We start from the raw sequence: 15,355 nt of genomic DNA on the forward strand, positions 1-15,355 counted from the left end.
GGGGGTGCTTATGCTGAACAAAGATCTGGAAGTCACCTTAAATCTGGCGTTTCAGCAAGCCAGAGACGCGCGTCACGAGTATATGACAGTGGAACATCTGTTATTAGCTCTGATCGACAATCCTGCGGCTCAAGAAGCGTTAATCGCCTGTGGAGCGAATCTAGATAAACTCAGAGATGAAGTGGCAAGCTTTATCCAACAAACAACCCCAATCATTGCCGATATTGATGATGACAAAGAAACTCAGCCGACGCTTGGGTTCCAGCGAGTGCTGCAACGGGCAGTATTCCATGTGCAGTCATCGGGTCGCAATGAAGTGAACGGCGCTAACGTGTTAGTCGCCATTTTCAGTGAGCAAGAATCCCAAGCCGTGTATTTACTGCGCCGCTGCGACATTAGTCGCCTCGATGTAGTGAATTTTATTTCCCATGGTTTCGCCAAAAATGATGATGCTGAGTCACATCAAGATCAAGAACGTGTTGAAGATCAGGGCGAAGGCAGCGAAGAGCGCAGTATGTTGTCGCAATTTGCGTCCAACTTAAATCAACTTGCAAAGCAAGGGATCATCGACCCACTGATTGGTCGCGACCAAGAAATTGAGCGCGCGATTCAAACCCTGTGCCGTCGCCGTAAAAATAATCCACTGTTAGTGGGTGAGGCGGGTGTAGGTAAAACGGCGATTGCCGAAGGGTTGGCGTATCGTATCGTCAATAAACAAGTGCCCGATGTGATGCTTGAAGCCACAGTGTATTCCTTGGATTTAGGTTCACTGCTGGCGGGAACTAAGTATCGCGGCGACTTTGAAAAGCGCTTTAAGAACCTGTTAAAAGAACTGGCGGCTGATAAGCATGCCATCCTATTCATCGATGAGATCCATACCATTATCGGTGCGGGCGCGGCCTCTGGCGGCGTAATGGATGCCTCTAATCTGCTGAAACCTTTACTATCTAGCGGTAACTTGCGCTGCATGGGCTCGACAACTTTCCAAGAATATCAAAGTATTTTTGAGAAAGACCGCGCACTTGCACGTCGTTTCCAAAAGGTGGATATCAATGAGCCTTCAGTGGAAGAAACCACTAAGATTTTGATGGGGCTTAAGTCTAAATACGAAGAATATCATGGTGTTCGTTATACTCAGGCCGCGATCAGCAGCGCTGCAGTATTGTCGGCCAAGCACATCAACGACAGGCATTTACCCGATAAAGCCATCGATGTGATTGATGAAGCGGGTGCGCGTATGGTGATGTTGCCTATGAGCAAACGTAAAAAGACCATAGGCCAGGCCGAGATTGAGTCGATTGTGGCGAAAATGGCACGTATCCCTGAGAAGTCGGTATCCGCTACTGATAAGGACTTACTGCGTAACCTTGAGCGTAACCTTAAGATGGTGGTCTTTGGCCAAGATAAGGCCATTGAGAGTCTGAGTTCGGCCATTCGCTTATCGCGCAGTGGCTTAGGTGCTGACCGAAAACCTGTGGGGAGCTTCTTATTCGCCGGTCCCACCGGTGTGGGTAAAACCGAAGTCACTAACCAACTGGCCAACTGCTTGGGGATGAAACTGGTGCGCTTTGACATGTCTGAGTACATGGAAAGCCATACAGTGTCACGCCTGATTGGTGCGCCTCCTGGTTATGTGGGTTATGACCAAGGTGGCTTGCTCACGGATGCTGTGATTAAAAATCCGCACTGTGTCGTGCTATTGGATGAAATTGAGAAGGCCCACCGTGATGTCTATAACCTGCTGTTGCAGGTGATGGATCACGGTACTTTGACCGATAACAATGGTCGTAAGGCGGACTTCAGACATGTGACTTTGGTGATGACCACTAACGCGGGTGTACAGGAGACTATTCGTAAGTCGATTGGCTTTACCCAGCAAGATCACACCCAAGATGCATTATCTGAAATTAATCGAGTATTTTCGCCAGAATTTCGAAATCGTCTCGATTCCATCATTTGGTTCAATCATTTGGATATGACGATTATCGCCAAAGTGGTCGATAAATTCTTGGTGGAATTGCAGGCTCAGTTGGATGCAAAACACGTTACTTTGGAAGTCAGCGACGAAGCCAGAACCTTGTTGGCCGAGAAAGGCTACGATAAGAACATGGGCGCACGTCCAATGGCTCGGGTCGTGACCGAATTGATCAAACGTCCATTGGCAGACGAGATCTTATTTGGTGTCTTAGAGTCAGGCGGTGTTGCGTATGTGGATGTGAAGGAGGGCGAGATTGTCATTCGTACCGAACGTCACGAAAAAGCTACAACAAAAGCTTAATGCTTGATTATCCGTTAGTTTTAGACATAAAAATGGCTGCAATTGCAGCCATTTTTTTCATCTTTCGCAAACAAAAAAACCCGGCCTTGCCGGGTTTTTAAATCTAAGAGGCTATATCAGCGTGCGCGGAAGACAATGCGACCTTTGGTCAGATCATAAGGAGTCAGCTGGACGGTAACTTTATCGCCAGTGAGGATCCGGATGTAGTTTTTACGCATTTTGCCTGAAATGTGGGCTATCACCACATGACCATTTTCAAGCTCTACACGAAACATTGTGTTTGGCAAGGTTTCAAGGATAGTGCCTTGCATTTCAATGTTGTCTTCTTTCGCCATTAATTAATTATCCCATTAGCCTTCGAATATAAAAAACGGGCGTATCATGCCCCAAATTCCCCCCGCTGTAAAGGGGAAGTACTTAGCAAACTTGGGAATACTCCCAGCCCGTCGGTGTCAGAATTTGATAAGGGCGATACAAACGCTTGTAAGACATTTTACGGTTTTCATCTATTTGATATCCGAGATAAACAAATTCTTTATTCATGAGTTTCGCCAGTCGACACTGAATTAAAATCAACAGTGCGCCGAGGGAGCGATGTTCTTCGTCGGGGTCAAAATAGCTGTAAATTGCCGAAAGACTATTGGGCAAGCTATCAGTGACCGCAACTGCCAATAATTTATTTCCATCATAGACTTCGATAAACGTTGGCGGTAACCAATAGCAAAAAAGAAAGTGATTATATTGATCTTCACTCGGGGGAAACATGGGGCCGTCAAAATGTCGCCCACGAATGTAATGTTCATATAGCGTATATTGCTCGGCGGTTTGCTCCGATGTAATTCGCCAAGTCAGATCTTGGTTTTTTGCTAAAGTGCGTTTTTGGCGTTTCGATGGGACAAATTCATGCGTTGGCACACGGATTGGTTGGCATGCACTGCATCTAGGGCAGCGTGGTTTGTAGATAGAGCTACCACTGCGGCGAAAACCTACCGCGAGCAAACGCTCAAATAAAATGGGATCGAGCGTATCTTCTTGGATGACGAGTAGCTGCTCCTGCTGGCCATCAAGGTAGCTGCAGGGAAATATTTGACTGATACCGATAGCGATCGATGCTTTACTCGAGTTCAAGGATGACCTCTTTAGTGGCCCAAGTATTTGGGTCCACGGGATTGTTTCTCAGTTCGCTCAGTAACGTTATAAAATCAATGCGTTTAATAGCTTTAGCTCCCAAACTTTCTAGGTGGGGATTCATCACTTGTGCGTCGATGAGTTTGAATCCCATCTTGAGTAAATGTTGTTGCAGTGCGGCAACGGCGGCCTTGGACGCATTGGTTTTACGGTGAAACATGGATTCGCCGCAAAATACTTGGCCGATCGCTAAGCCGTAAAGCCCACCGATTAAACGTTCACCTTCCCACACTTCAATGGAGTGAGCATGACCTGTGTGATGCAATTCGCGATAGGCCATTTGAATTTCTTGGGTGATCCAAGTGCCGCTCTGTTTTTCTCTTGGCTGCGCGCATCCTGCCATCACATCGGTGAAAGCGTGATTGATAGTGATCCGCCAAGGTTGCTTTTTTAAGTACTTACGCAGGCTGGTGCTGATGTGAATTTCACCTGGAATAAACACGGCGCGGGGATCCGGCGACCACCACAGGATGGGATCGTCAGAATTAAACCAAGGAAAAATACCGTTGTAGTAAGCAGAGAGTAAACGTTCAGGACGTAAGTCGCCGCCGATAGCCAATAAACCATTAGGATCGGTTAAGGCGAGCTCGGGCGAAGGAAAAGCGTCAAATTCGTGATTCAGGAAAGACAGTGACTTCACAATTGAGTATGATTTAGTTATAGACCTTATTATTAAGTTAGCGGAAATTCAGATATGTGGAAACCTACTCTAGCAAGCTTTATGTTTATTTTTGCTTTTATCATCAGTCCCGCTAATGCTGGCTATGATCGCAATCAAGCCGTGCCAGTTGAGAAAGTACTCTATGGCGATATCACTTCGGTACGTAATATCACCGAAACCCAGTTAATTGAAGACCGTAATCAAGGTTGGAAAACCTTCGGCGGCGCCTTAGCGGGTGGGGTGATTGGTAATCAGTTTGGTGGCGGTTCGGGTCGAGATGTGGCGACGATTTTAGGTGCTTTGATTGGTGGGGGTATCGGTAACCGTTATGGCAGTGGTACTAGCGTGCAATCGTTTAAGCTGGTGGAACTGATGATCAATCAAGAAGATGGTACTCAGGTCATGGTGATCCAAGATTACGATGCTGGCATGACGTTTAACGCGGGTGACAGAGTTCGAGTGGTATACCTGCAAGGTGGCGTGCGTGTTGATATCGCGATGTAAGCGATTGTCTCATATTGGATAAATTCTCATCTTCAGTAAATGGTCATCTTGAGTAACGGACGGTAATGCAATGACACGGACAGAACTAAGCCAATATTTAGCCGATTTTTTACATGTGTCGGCCTTTAAGGATTACGCACCCAATGGGCTGCAGGTAGAAGGCAAGGATGAGATCCGCACCTTAGTCACGGGCGTGACAGCGTGTCAGGCCTTGATCGATGAAGCGATTCGATTAAACGCCGATGCGATATTGGTTCATCACGGCTTTTTTTGGAAGAATGAGCCTGAAGTGATCACAGGCATGAAACAACGCCGAATTAAGGCGCTGCTCAAGCATGATATTAGCTTGTTTGGATATCATTTACCCTTAGATGCCCACCCAATGCTCGGTAATAACGCGACTTTGGGGAGACAGCTTGGGATCATTGACGCAGAAGCCATCGAAGATGTGGCTCAGGGGCTACTGTGGCGTGGAAAACTTGATCTTGCAGTCAGTGCTAGCGAATTTTCTCACACCCTTGAGAATGCGTTAGGCAGAGCCCCACTGCACATTGGTGATAGCGATGCTAAGATCCAACATGTAGCTTGGTGTACTGGTGGCGCGCAGGATTATATCGATGTTGCGGCGAGTTTAGGTGTGGATGCGTTTATCAGTGGTGAAGTGTCCGAGCGAACGTTCCACAGTGCGGTAGAGCAGGGCATACATTATTTTGCGGCGGGGCACCATGCGACAGAACGTTTTGGTATTCAAGCCTTAGGCCGTCACCTCGCCCGCGAGTTTGATCTCGTGCACCATTTTGTGGATATCACTAATCCGGTCTAATCCATTCATAAAGCGGCTTATGATGACCATCTAACTGTTTTATTCCTAAACGAAAGGCGAGCATGGCTCGCCTTTTTTATTGTGGTTTATTATTACTTATAGTCACTCAAATCCGTTTCTCTAGCGTTTGTGCCAATCAGCTCTTAGCCTTTAGCTGCTAGATCAGCCCCAAAGTGGACAGTATAAAGATGCCTAAGGTGCACGTGATCAGCGAGCAGACTGTGGTTAGCGCAATAATATTGGCCGCAAGGGGCGCATTGCCACCCATGGCGCGCGCCATCACATAGCTTGCGGCTGCGGTGGGCGCAGAACTCATTAAAAAGACCATTGCTAACTCAATCCCTCGATAACCCAACAGCAAGGCCCCAATCGAGATAAAAAGCGGGGCAAAGATCAGTTTCAATGCGGTCGAGAACCAAGTTGAATGCTTTTCATGTTTGAGTGAACCAATATCGAGCGAACCGCCAGTGCACAGTAGCGCTAGTGGGAGGGTCATATTGGCAAAGTATTGGCCCGCATCGAGCACCATTTTCGGTATTGGAATAGCAAGCAAATAGAACAACATGCCTGCCATAATGGCAATGATCAACGGGTTTTTGGTGATGGTCTTGATGATCACGCCAAATGCACGTTGGCTGGATTCTTCACCTTTAGGGCTTAGGCAAATAACCGCTTGAATGTTATACAGCAGCGTCATTGAGGCAACATAGACCGCGGCTAAGGCAACACCAGAACTCCCATAGGCGTTGGAAACGTAAGCTAAGCCGATAATGGCGGTATTGGCTCTAAATCCCCCTTGAATGATCACACCTTGGTCTTTGTGCTTGGGAAATAGCCGCCCAGTTGCATAGGTGGAGAGTATAAAAAACAGGAAATTGGCCACTAAACCATAGCCAATCAAGGGCGCACTGGAGGCGAGATCGTGATTGGAGCTAATAATGCTAAGGAACAGCAAGGCTGGCAGCGTCACGTTAAAGACTAATTTTGATGCAACATCAATAAAGTTTTCATTGATGATTTGGGTGCGTTTTAGGATCACACCGAGTGCTAACATCAAACAGATTGGACCCGTAATCGAGGCAGAAAACAGCAACTGCTCAACGATATTTCCCATAACGACTCCTCGAATTATTCATTTAGCACTGCGTCGATTTTAGACTTGTCACTGATATGAATGTCACATTGCCGTGAATATCTTGTCGATAGAAATACGAGTTTTAACTCGGTCTCTTAAACCACTCAGTTAAAATTAAATGGCTTAAACTCAGTCTTTTAAAAGACTGCGTGACACTTGCGACCACGAATCGGCTCAAACAATCGATACCAACAAATAAGGCCACATAAAATGCGGCCTTATTGATTTTTCGAGCGTTATCTAGCGCAGATTACTTAACCCGCATGCCAGGCTGTGCGCCTTCATGGGGTTCTAAAATCCACAGATCGCTGCTACCAGGGCCAGCGGCCAAAACCATGCCTTCTGACATGCCAAAACGCATCTTACGTGGTGCTAAGTTAGCCACCATCACAGTTAGTTTGCCTTCAAGGTCTTCTGGCGAATAGGCCGATTTGATCCCAGCAAACACTTGGCGTGTTTCGCCACCTATGTCGAGCTGCAACTTCAGTAACTTGTCTGCGTCAGCAACATGCTCGGCTTTCACGATACGAGCGATACGCAGGTCGATTTTCGCAAAATCATCAAAGTTGATGGTTTCACTGATAGGATCGTTAACCAGAGGCTCACTGCTGACATTAGATGATTCAACCGTTTTTTCAGGCGCAGCCGTCTTTGGTGCATCGGCCGTGACTTGCAGGTTATCCTTGGAGTCGGCAACCATAGCATTGACTTTATCCAGCTCAACACGTTGCATCATGGCTTTGAATGGCGCGATTTCATGACCCGCTAAATCTTGGTTCAATGCACTCCAAGTGAGCGGTAGTTGGAAAAAGGCTTCCACATCTTGGGCTAAACGTGGCAATACAGGTTTGAGATACGTCACTAGAATACGGAACAGATTCAAGGCATTTGAACACACTTGATGGGCCGCTTCCTGTTGATCATCGTGTTTTACCATTTGCCAAGGCGCAGCATCGGCTACAAAACCGTTAGCAATATCCGCCAGTGCCATGATTTCGCGCATTGCTTTGCCGTATTCGCGCGACTCGTAAAATTCGGCAATCACCTCTTGCTTGGCTAGAAACGCCTCAGTCAGTGTGGTGTCGTTAATTTTCGCTAGCTTGCCATCGAAACGTTTAGTGATAAAACCTGCGGTGCGCGAGGCTAAGTTCACTAGCTTACCGACTAAGTCTGAATTCACGCGCTGGGCGAAATCTTCGAGATTTAAATCTAAATCGTCGATACGGCTGCTGAGTTTGGCGGCGTAGTAGTAACGTAAATATTCAGGATCTAAATGATCTAAATAAGTTCGCGCCTTGATGAAAGTGCCTTTGGATTTTGACATCTTAGCGCCGTTGACCGTCACATAGCCGTGGGCATAGACGCTGTTTGGCTGGCGGTAACCTGAGCCGTGTAACATGGCAGGCCAAAACAGACTGTGGAAGTAGACTATGTCTTTACCGATGAAGTGATACACCTCGGCGGTTGAATCTTTGCCCCAGAATTCCTCAAAGCTCAGCTCAGGGCGTTTGTCACAGAGGTTTTTGAACGAACCCATATAACCGATAGGCGCATCTAGCCAAACGTAGAAATACTTGCCTGGCGCATCGGGAATTTCGAAACCAAAATACGGTGCATCACGGGTGATATCCCATTGCTGCAATCCTTGCTCGAACCATTCGTCGAGTTTATTGGCCATTTCGACTTGCAGGGCACCAGAGCGAGTCCACTCTTTTAGCATGCCTTCGAAGGCGGGCAGGTCGAAGAAAAAGTGCTCAGTGTCTTTCATCACTGGTGTCGCACCCGATACCGCTGATTTTGGATTGATGAGCTCAGTTGGGCTGTAAGTCGCGCCGCAGGCATCACAGTTATCGCCGTATTGATCCGGTGACTTACACTTAGGACAAGTGCCTTTTACGAAGCGGTCTGGCAGGAACATGGATTTCTCAGGATCGAACAGCTGAGAAATACTCTTGCTCTTGATATAGCCATTCGCACGTAGCTTGAGATAAATATCACTTGCCAGTACGCGGTTTTCATCGCTGTGGGTGCTGTGATAGTTATCGAAGGCGATATTGAAATCGGCAAAATCCTGCTGATGTTCTTTGTTCACTTGGGCAATCATGTCTTCTGGCGCTATGCCTAATTGCTGTGCTTTAAGCATGATTGGCGTGCCATGGGCGTCATCGGCACAAATATAGTGGCACTCATGTCCACGAAGCTTTTGATAACGCGACCAGATATCTGTCTGTATGTATTCCAGCATGTGACCTAAATGTATCGGTCCGTTTGCATAGGGAAGTGCGCTGGTCACGAGAATTTTACGTTGTGAAGTTGCCATCTTGTCTCAAATATCGTGGTGGGCCAAAAATATTGGTAGAGATACTAACCGATTACAGGATGATTTTCATCAAAACCTGAGCCAATTGAGCTAAATCTGCGCTAATGTTTTCTGCATTATCTGGTACACTTGGGCAAATTTATTGGTGGGGGTAATTCTTTTGTCTTCAACTCAAACTGATTATCGTCTGAATGACGATCTTCTCGGGCCAGTTCTGGCTATTCTCGATTCATTTGTTGACCCGTATCTCGCGAAAGGGTTAGTGAGCGCAGGATGCGTAAATAAGCTGGCATTGGAAGGTAAGCGTTTGCAGCTTGGCTTAGTCTATCCATACCCTTGTATGACTCAGTATCGCGACACTGTCATGGCGCTGACGAATAAGTTAGCGGTGCTCGATGCTATTGATGAAGTCGAGTGTGAAATCGATTTTCAACCTAAAGCCTACTCAGCGTTATCTTCTATTGCGCCGATTGCCAATGTGAAGCAAGTGATTGCCGTAGCCTCAGGTAAGGGCGGCGTGGGTAAGTCAACCACAGCGGTGAACTTAGCTTTGGCATTAGCGGCCGAAGGTGCGCAGGTGGGTATTCTCGATGCGGATATTTACGGCCCGTCAGTGCCTATGATGTTAGGTATCCCTAATTTCAGACCGCTTTCCCCCGATGGCAAACATATGACAGCCGCCAGTGCCCATGGTATTGCCGCGCAGTCGATTGGTTTTATGCTCAGTGGTGATGAAGCTGCCGTGTGGCGTGGCCCAATGGCCGCGGGCGCGTTGGCCCAGTTACTGAATGAAACCCAATGGCCAGAACTGGATTATTTAGTCGTTGATATGCCACCAGGCACAGGGGATATTCAGCTCACGTTATCGCAAAAAGTCCCTGTGAGCGGCGCTGTTATCGTAACTACACCGCAGGATATCGCGCTGGCCGATGCCAAGAAGGGCATCAATATGTTCCAGAAAGTGAACATTCCTGTGCTGGGTATTGTCGAGAACATGAGTTTCCATTTATGTCCTGAGTGTGGTCATAAAGAACATCCATTTGGAACTCTCGGCGGCAGTAAAATCGCTGAACGCTATCAAGTTCCACTGTTAGGCGCTTTACCGTTGCACATTAATATCCGTGAAGCCATGGATAATGGTGCGCCGACCGTCGTTGCCGATCCTGACAGTGAAGTCGCAGCTCTTTATCGGGAAATTGCCCGTAAAGTGGGCGCAGAATTGGCTTTAAAGCAAAGCCAGAAAACAGTTTCTATTAGTGTTTCAGATGACGAGTAAGGTTTAAGGGTATGAATTCTCAGCAGTGTGTCATTATTGCAATTGCTGGCGCGTCAGCATCGGGCAAAAGTTTAATTGCCAAAACGATTTTTGACGAATTACGCCGCGATTTAGGCACAGATCAAATTGGGGTAATTAATGAAGACGCGTACTATCGCGATCAGAGTCATTTATCCATGGATGAACGGGTATTAACGAATTACGATCATCCAAAAGCGCTGGACCATCAACTGTTGTGCACGCATTTACAGTTGCTCAAGTCTGGCGAAGCTGTTGATATCCCTTGTTATAGCTATACAGAACATACACGCACTGCAGAAACCTTAAAGATGACACCGAAAAAGGTGATCATTTTAGAAGGTATCTTATTGCTGACCGATCCTAAGTTACGTGCCCTGATGGACGCGAGTGTGTTTATGGACACACCGCTGGACATTTGTTTCCTACGTCGCTTAACTCGTGATGTGGCCGAGCGCGGCCGTACGATGGAATCTGTGATTTCACAGTACAAGAAAACCGTGCGTCCTATGTTCTTACAGTTTATCGAACCCTCGAAACAATACGCCGATATTATCGTTCCCCGTGGCGGCAAAAATCGTATTGCGACCGATATTTTAAAGACTCGTATCCAACATTTATTGGCAAAATAACGACATAAAAACTCAAGGAGTAATAGGCAAGATGCGCTTAACCGATATCGAAATTGAACAGGCCCTTGATAACGGCACTATCGTAATAGAACCTCGCCCAGGCATAGAAGCTATTTCAGGCGTCAGTGTTGATGTGCGCTTAGGTGGACAGTTTCGCGTCTTTAAAGATCATACCGCGCCTTTTATCGACTTGAGTGGTCCAAGTGCTGAGATGCAAGCGGCGCTCGATCGGGTGATGAGTGAGATTATCGAAATCCCCGATGGCGAAGCATTTTTCTTGCATCCTGGCGAATTGGCTTTGGCTGTGACTTACGAGAGCGTAACTTTACCTGCCGACATCGTCGGTTGGCTTGATGGCCGTTCGTCTCTAGCGCGTTTAGGCCTGATGGTACACGTAACGGCGCACCGTATCGATCCGGGTTGGCAAGGTAAAATTGTGCTCGAGTTTTATAACAGCGGCAAGTTGCCTTTAGCTTTGCGTCCACGCATGACTATAGGTGCGCTTAACTTTGAACGCTTAAATCATGCGGTTGCACGTCCTTATAACACCCGTAAAAGTGCCAAGTACAAAGATCAGCAAGAAGCGGTGGCTAGCCGTATCAGTCAGGACTAACACGCGTGTTCTGGGTGAATGGCGCATCGCAGGCAAGTGTCGACCCTTCCGATCGAGGGCTTGCCTACGGTGATGGTCTGTTTGCAACGATGCGAACGGACGCTGAGGGGATTATGTTTTTTGAAGCCCATCAAGCCCGTTTAACCGCAGGCGCCGCAAGGCTTGGATTTCAATGGCAAATGAGTAAAGCATTGCAACAGCAACTGAATACCTTAGCTATTGAATATCCTCATCATTGCATTAAGTTAATCGTTTCCCGTGGTGCTGGTGGCCGTGGCTATACACCGCCAGAAACGGTTAATCCTACTGAAATCGTCTCAGTTCACACTATCCCCGGCCATTATGCTCAGTGGCAGCAACAGGGTATTAGCCTTAAAACTTCGTCGGTACGATTGGGTTTGCAGCCTCTGTTGGCAGGGATAAAGCATTTAAATCGACTCGAACAAGTTTTGATTAAATCACACTCTTTACCGCAGGGATTTGATGACTGGTTAGTCAAAGATATCGAGGAGAATGTGATTGAATCTTCGATGGCGAATGTGTTTTTTATCAAAGATAATCGCATTATCACGCCTTCATTAGCCCTGTGTGGCGTGGCGGGTGTGATGCGCGAACAGATAATGTTGGCCTTGCTTGAACAGAACATGAATATCGAATGTTTGCCCGTTGGCGCCGAGCGTTTAATCGAATTTGACTCAGCGTTTATCACTAACAGCGTTTTAGGGATTGTGGATGTACTGGCGATAGACTCGCTCAAGTTCACCCGTGCTCCGATTACCGCGCAACTTAGACAGACACTTTCACTCACTCTATGAAAAAAATCATTATTATCGCCAGTTCAACCCTGTTGACCTTGCTAACCTTAGTCTGTTTGGGTGCCTTTTGGGGCTATCAAACGGTTGTCGAATACAGTCAAACGCCGCTGAGTCTCAGCGAGCCTAAAGAGTTGAAGGTTGAACGCGGCACCAGTGTAAATCAACTGGCGCAGCAACTTGCCGATGACGGCGTTATTCAAGATACGTGGAAACTCAAGTGGCTACTTAAGTTCCGTCCTGAGCTTGCCAAAATTCGCACGGGACTTTATGAAATATCACCTTCACAAACGATTACTGATTTACTCAATGATTTGATCGCTGGGAAAGTAAAAACCTTCAGTTTGACCTTAGTTGAAGGTAAAACTATTGTGGAATGGGAACAACAGCTTACCAGTGCTCCGCATTTACAAATGTCACCAGAAGCATTTGCAGCGGTATTGATGGCAGAAGGCGATGATTCTGGTTTGCCTGAAGGAAAATTCTTCCCCGACACTTATCATTATACCGCCGAGGCGGATGCTAAAGTCATGCTGACTCAAAGCTATAAAATGATGGAGCAGGAGCTTGCCAAAGCGTGGGCAGAACGGGCGCCAAATTTGCCGTTAAAATCGCCCTATGAAATGCTGATTTTGGCATCGATAGTTGAGAAGGAAACCGGCCAAGCCCATGAGCGTGAGCAAATCGCCGGTGTATTTGTTAATCGTCTTAACCTAGGTATGCGTCTGCAAACCGATCCGACCGTTATTTACGGCATGGGTGATCGCTATAAGGGTAATATCACCCGCAAAGATTTAGTCGAAGAGACGCCTTTTAATACTTATCGTATCTTTGGATTGCCGCCAACGCCGATAGCTGCACCGAGTAAAGCCTCATTGATGGCCGTGTCTAAGCCCGCCAGTGTGAGTTACCTTTATTTTGTATCGCGCAACGATGGCACCCATGTGTTTTCAACCACGCTTGAAGAACACAATCATGCTGTAGACGTCTATCAGCGTAAGACAAAACCAGCGACGCCAGAAAAATCACCAAAGTAAAAATGCAGAGAAAGAAAATCCAATGTCAGTTTTTGCAAAATTTATCGTTATTGAAGGTTTAGAAGGCGCGGGTAAGTCGAGTGCGATTAACCTTATTCGCGACTTTATTGAAAAGCATACGGGTAAAGCACCGATTTGCACCCGCGAACCGGGCGGTACACCATTGGCTGAACGTATCCGTGATTTAGTTAAGATTGCCGATGCGAACGATCCCCTGTGTGATGAGGCCGAGTGTTTACTCATTTATGCTGCCAGAGCTCAGTTAGTTGCTAATGTCATAAAGCCCGCGCTTGCGCAAGGGCAATGGGTATTGGGTGATAGACACAATCTATCGTCATTAGCTTATCAAGGTGGTGGTAGAGGGTTAATGCCGCTAGTGGAAGCGGTGAGCACTGCAACACTAAAGGGATTTAAACCCGATCTTACTTTGTACTTAGATTTAGATCCTAAGCTTGGGCTTACCCGTGCAGCTAAACGTGGTGAGCTTGATAGAATTGAGCAACAAGCGATTGATTTCTTTGAGCGAGCACGCGCTACATATCTCAAACTTGCCAGCGAAGATGACAGTATCGTGGTTATAGACGCGAGCCAAACTATGGCCGAAGTGCACAAAGATATCTTAGCCGTGCTTCAGGCGATGGTATGGTAGCCGAGTCCGGATTTACGGCTGAGCAATTACCTTGGCTCGAAGGGCCAAGGCAGGCATTTTTAGCTCAATTAGCGCGTCAAAAAATACCTCACGCACAACTCGTGGGCATTGATTCAGCCTATGGTGGTGAGTTGCTGAGTGTGTTTATGGCGCGCGCGGCTATGTGTGTGCAGCCAACGCCTGTGGGCGCGTGCGGTTTTTGTAAGTCTTGTCAGCTCTATGATGCGGGCAATCATCCTGATTTTTATCATATCGCCGCCGATGGCAATCAAATTAAAGTCGATCAAATTCGTGAGCTGTGTACGCGTCTGACAGCCACCGCACAGCAAAGTGGCAGGCGTGTAGCGATTATCCACCACAGCGAGCGTCTTAACTCCGCTGCCGCGAACGCACTCCTTAAAACCCTTGAGGAGCCAGGTAAAGACACCTTACTTATTTTGCAGTCGGATACGCCTGCACGTTTGATGGCGACGGTTAGCAGTCGTTGTCAACGCATTCCTTTTGTCGTTCCTAGTCGAGAGGTCATCAAAAACTGGCTTGCCCAGCGATGTGGTATTCAAGAGGATGTAACTTGGTGTTTGAGTGTGGTGGGTGGACCGTTAAAGTTGGCTGAGAGCTTGCTGTCTGAGAGTAGCCAACAGAGTCGGTATCAATCCTTGCTACAATTTCGCAAAGATTGGGCACAAAGTTTGTCGTCTGGTCATCTGTGTGCTAGTTTGTTAATAATAAGTGAACAACAAATAATTGATGTTCTTAAGGTTTTGTACCTACTTATACGACAGGTTTTACTGAAAAATAGCCATCAAGATGCGTTTGTTCATGCGCAGCTCGGGAATTTGGCGGCTAAGATCATGGGAATGTGTCATAGCTTAAGCACAATGCCAAGCGTCAATTATCTGGCCCTGTGTCAAAGTTATGTCTTAGAATATAGAGAGATAACAAATAAGTAATATGCCATGGTAGATCTCGTCGTTAATTTTGATACCTTACATCAGTTATATCGTGCCTATATGCCTTTTATTAAGCCGGCAGGATTATTTATTGCGACCAGTGAAAGTCATTATCTTGGCCAACCGCTGACGATTGCGTATCGTTTACCCGGCGCAACCCTCACTAATGAATTTCGTGGTGTTGTGGTGTGGATTAATCCCTTAGGAGCGTCGGGTGGCCGCCCTGTGGGGATTGGCATTAAAATTATTTCTGAGCCAGATAGCCATAAACACCATATCGAAAAGTTACTGTCCCGCGAACTCGCCTCTGGCGATCTAACCTGCACTATGTAGGTTAGCCTGCATTATTGATCTGGTTTAAACGTTTGCTCATTGCCTAAACTGGCTATTTACTTCTGTTGAATTTGACCTCGATCCCTTGGCTGGGTATCCTTGTCGTCCTTTGTTACTCTGCTTGGA

16 protein-coding genes are annotated in these 15,355 nt (G+C 46.9%); 11 read left to right on the plus strand and 5 right to left on the minus strand.

Annotation, left to right across the window (positions count from 1 at the left end; genetic code table 11):
• Window positions 1–10 precede the first annotated feature (10 nt).
• Window positions 11–2,278, plus strand: a complete 2,268-nt coding sequence (clpA, locus tag L5L77_RS02280; RefSeq protein ID WP_263148401.1) for an ATP-dependent Clp protease ATP-binding subunit ClpA — start codon at window positions 11–13, stop codon at window positions 2,276–2,278.
• Window positions 2,279–2,394: 116 nt separating this feature from the next.
• On the opposite strand, the gene infA is transcribed toward clpA, so the two are convergent.
• From infA to aat, 3 genes are all read right to left on the minus strand, one after another.
• Entirely contained in the window at window positions 2,395–2,613 is a 219-nt protein-coding gene (gene infA, locus L5L77_RS02285; protein ID WP_006081934.1) for a translation initiation factor IF-1, read from the minus strand.
• Window positions 2,614–2,695: 82 nt separating this feature from the next.
• A complete protein-coding gene (locus L5L77_RS02290) occupies window positions 2,696–3,406 on the minus strand; it encodes an arginyltransferase (RefSeq protein ID WP_263191632.1) in 711 nt (236 codons plus the stop codon).
• On the minus strand, window positions 3,393–4,106 hold the full coding sequence (aat, locus tag L5L77_RS02295; protein ID WP_131523329.1) for a leucyl/phenylalanyl-tRNA--protein transferase: 714 nt from the start codon (window positions 4,104–4,106) through the stop codon (window positions 3,393–3,395). The genes L5L77_RS02290 and aat overlap by 14 nt, the downstream gene beginning before the upstream one ends.
• Before the next feature lie 54 nt (window positions 4,107–4,160).
• Between aat and L5L77_RS02300 the strand changes: the two genes are divergently transcribed.
• Complete coding sequence (locus tag L5L77_RS02300) at window positions 4,161–4,631, plus strand: glycine zipper 2TM domain-containing protein (RefSeq protein WP_028759742.1); 471 nt, start codon at window positions 4,161–4,163, stop codon at window positions 4,629–4,631.
• Window positions 4,632–4,701: 70 nt separating this feature from the next.
• The gene (locus L5L77_RS02305) at window positions 4,702–5,454 is read left to right on the plus strand and encodes a Nif3-like dinuclear metal center hexameric protein (RefSeq protein WP_263185391.1); all 753 of its coding nucleotides are present in this window, start codon (window positions 4,702–4,704) and stop codon (window positions 5,452–5,454) included.
• A 157-nt stretch (window positions 5,455–5,611) separates the two neighbouring features.
• Here the strand turns inward: L5L77_RS02305 and L5L77_RS02310 are convergent, their stop codons facing one another.
• Together L5L77_RS02310 and metG are read right to left on the minus strand one after the other, a co-directional pair.
• Window positions 5,612–6,568: an AEC family transporter gene (locus tag L5L77_RS02310; RefSeq protein ID WP_263185390.1), complete on the minus strand. Its 957-nt coding sequence runs from the start codon at window positions 6,566–6,568 to the stop codon at window positions 5,612–5,614.
• Between the two features lie 271 nt (window positions 6,569–6,839).
• Window positions 6,840–8,909 (minus strand): methionine--tRNA ligase, encoded by a 2,070-nt coding sequence (gene metG, locus L5L77_RS02315; protein WP_263162756.1) that lies wholly within the window; start codon window positions 8,907–8,909, stop codon window positions 6,840–6,842.
• Between the two features lie 160 nt (window positions 8,910–9,069).
• On the opposite strand from metG, the gene apbC reads away from it, so the two are divergent.
• Genes apbC through L5L77_RS02355 form a run of 8 tightly spaced genes read left to right on the plus strand, consistent with a single transcriptional unit; the run spans window position 9,070 to window position 15,229 of the window.
• Window positions 9,070–10,185 carry an iron-sulfur cluster carrier protein ApbC gene (gene apbC, locus L5L77_RS02320; RefSeq protein WP_263185389.1) on the plus strand — a complete coding sequence of 372 codons (1,116 nt, stop codon included), beginning with the start codon at window positions 9,070–9,072 and terminating at the stop codon, window positions 10,183–10,185.
• An 11-nt stretch (window positions 10,186–10,196) separates the two neighbouring features.
• On the plus strand, window positions 10,197–10,835 hold the full coding sequence (gene udk / locus L5L77_RS02325; RefSeq protein WP_028759746.1) for a uridine kinase: 639 nt from the start codon (window positions 10,197–10,199) through the stop codon (window positions 10,833–10,835).
• 31 nt (window positions 10,836–10,866) lie between these two features.
• Complete coding sequence (gene dcd / locus L5L77_RS02330; protein WP_028759747.1) at window positions 10,867–11,448, plus strand: dCTP deaminase; 582 nt, start codon at window positions 10,867–10,869, stop codon at window positions 11,446–11,448.
• A gap of 5 nt (window positions 11,449–11,453) precedes the next feature.
• Window positions 11,454–12,263, plus strand: coding sequence for an aminodeoxychorismate lyase (gene pabC, locus L5L77_RS02335; RefSeq protein WP_263191634.1), 810 nt, complete (start codon window positions 11,454–11,456; stop codon window positions 12,261–12,263).
• Window positions 12,260–13,297: an endolytic transglycosylase MltG gene (gene mltG, locus L5L77_RS02340; RefSeq protein ID WP_263191637.1), complete on the plus strand. Its 1,038-nt coding sequence runs from the start codon at window positions 12,260–12,262 to the stop codon at window positions 13,295–13,297. Before pabC ends, mltG begins: the two co-directional genes overlap by 4 nt.
• Window positions 13,298–13,319: 22 nt before the next feature.
• On the plus strand, window positions 13,320–13,946 hold the full coding sequence (tmk, locus tag L5L77_RS02345; RefSeq protein WP_028759750.1) for a dTMP kinase: 627 nt from the start codon (window positions 13,320–13,322) through the stop codon (window positions 13,944–13,946).
• Window positions 13,940–14,896 (plus strand): DNA polymerase III subunit delta', encoded by a 957-nt coding sequence (gene holB / locus L5L77_RS02350; RefSeq protein ID WP_113940548.1) that lies wholly within the window; start codon window positions 13,940–13,942, stop codon window positions 14,894–14,896. Before tmk ends, holB begins: the two co-directional genes overlap by 7 nt.
• 6 nt (window positions 14,897–14,902) lie before the next feature.
• The gene (locus tag L5L77_RS02355; protein WP_028759752.1) at window positions 14,903–15,229 is read left to right on the plus strand and encodes a PilZ domain-containing protein; all 327 of its coding nucleotides are present in this window, start codon (window positions 14,903–14,905) and stop codon (window positions 15,227–15,229) included.
• The last annotated feature ends 126 nt before the right edge of the window (window positions 15,230–15,355 follow it).

Source organism: Shewanella sp. SM29 (genome assembly GCF_025654245.1).
GTDB classification, from domain to species: Bacteria; Pseudomonadota; Gammaproteobacteria; order Enterobacterales; family Shewanellaceae; genus Shewanella; species Shewanella oncorhynchi.

Coding starts and splice junctions, on each gene's coding strand:
- clpA (WP_263148401.1), top strand. CDS start 11: ATGCTGAACAAAGATCTGGAAGTCACCTTAAATCTGGCGTTTCAGCAA.
- infA (WP_006081934.1), bottom strand. CDS start 2,613: ATGGCGAAAGAAGACAACATTGAAATGCAAGGCACTATCCTTGAAACC.
- L5L77_RS02300 (WP_028759742.1), top strand. CDS start 4,161: ATGTGGAAACCTACTCTAGCAAGCTTTATGTTTATTTTTGCTTTTATC.
- L5L77_RS02305 (WP_263185391.1), top strand. CDS start 4,702: ATGACACGGACAGAACTAAGCCAATATTTAGCCGATTTTTTACATGTG.
- L5L77_RS02310 (WP_263185390.1), bottom strand. CDS start 6,568: ATGGGAAATATCGTTGAGCAGTTGCTGTTTTCTGCCTCGATTACGGGT.
- metG (WP_263162756.1), bottom strand. CDS start 8,909: ATGGCAACTTCACAACGTAAAATTCTCGTGACCAGCGCACTTCCCTAT.
- udk (WP_028759746.1), top strand. CDS start 10,197: ATGAATTCTCAGCAGTGTGTCATTATTGCAATTGCTGGCGCGTCAGCA.
- dcd (WP_028759747.1), top strand. CDS start 10,867: ATGCGCTTAACCGATATCGAAATTGAACAGGCCCTTGATAACGGCACT.
- mltG (WP_263191637.1), top strand. CDS start 12,260: ATGAAAAAAATCATTATTATCGCCAGTTCAACCCTGTTGACCTTGCTA.
- tmk (WP_028759750.1), top strand. CDS start 13,320: ATGTCAGTTTTTGCAAAATTTATCGTTATTGAAGGTTTAGAAGGCGCG.
- holB (WP_113940548.1), top strand. CDS start 13,940: ATGGTAGCCGAGTCCGGATTTACGGCTGAGCAATTACCTTGGCTCGAA.
- L5L77_RS02355 (WP_028759752.1), top strand. CDS start 14,903: ATGGTAGATCTCGTCGTTAATTTTGATACCTTACATCAGTTATATCGT.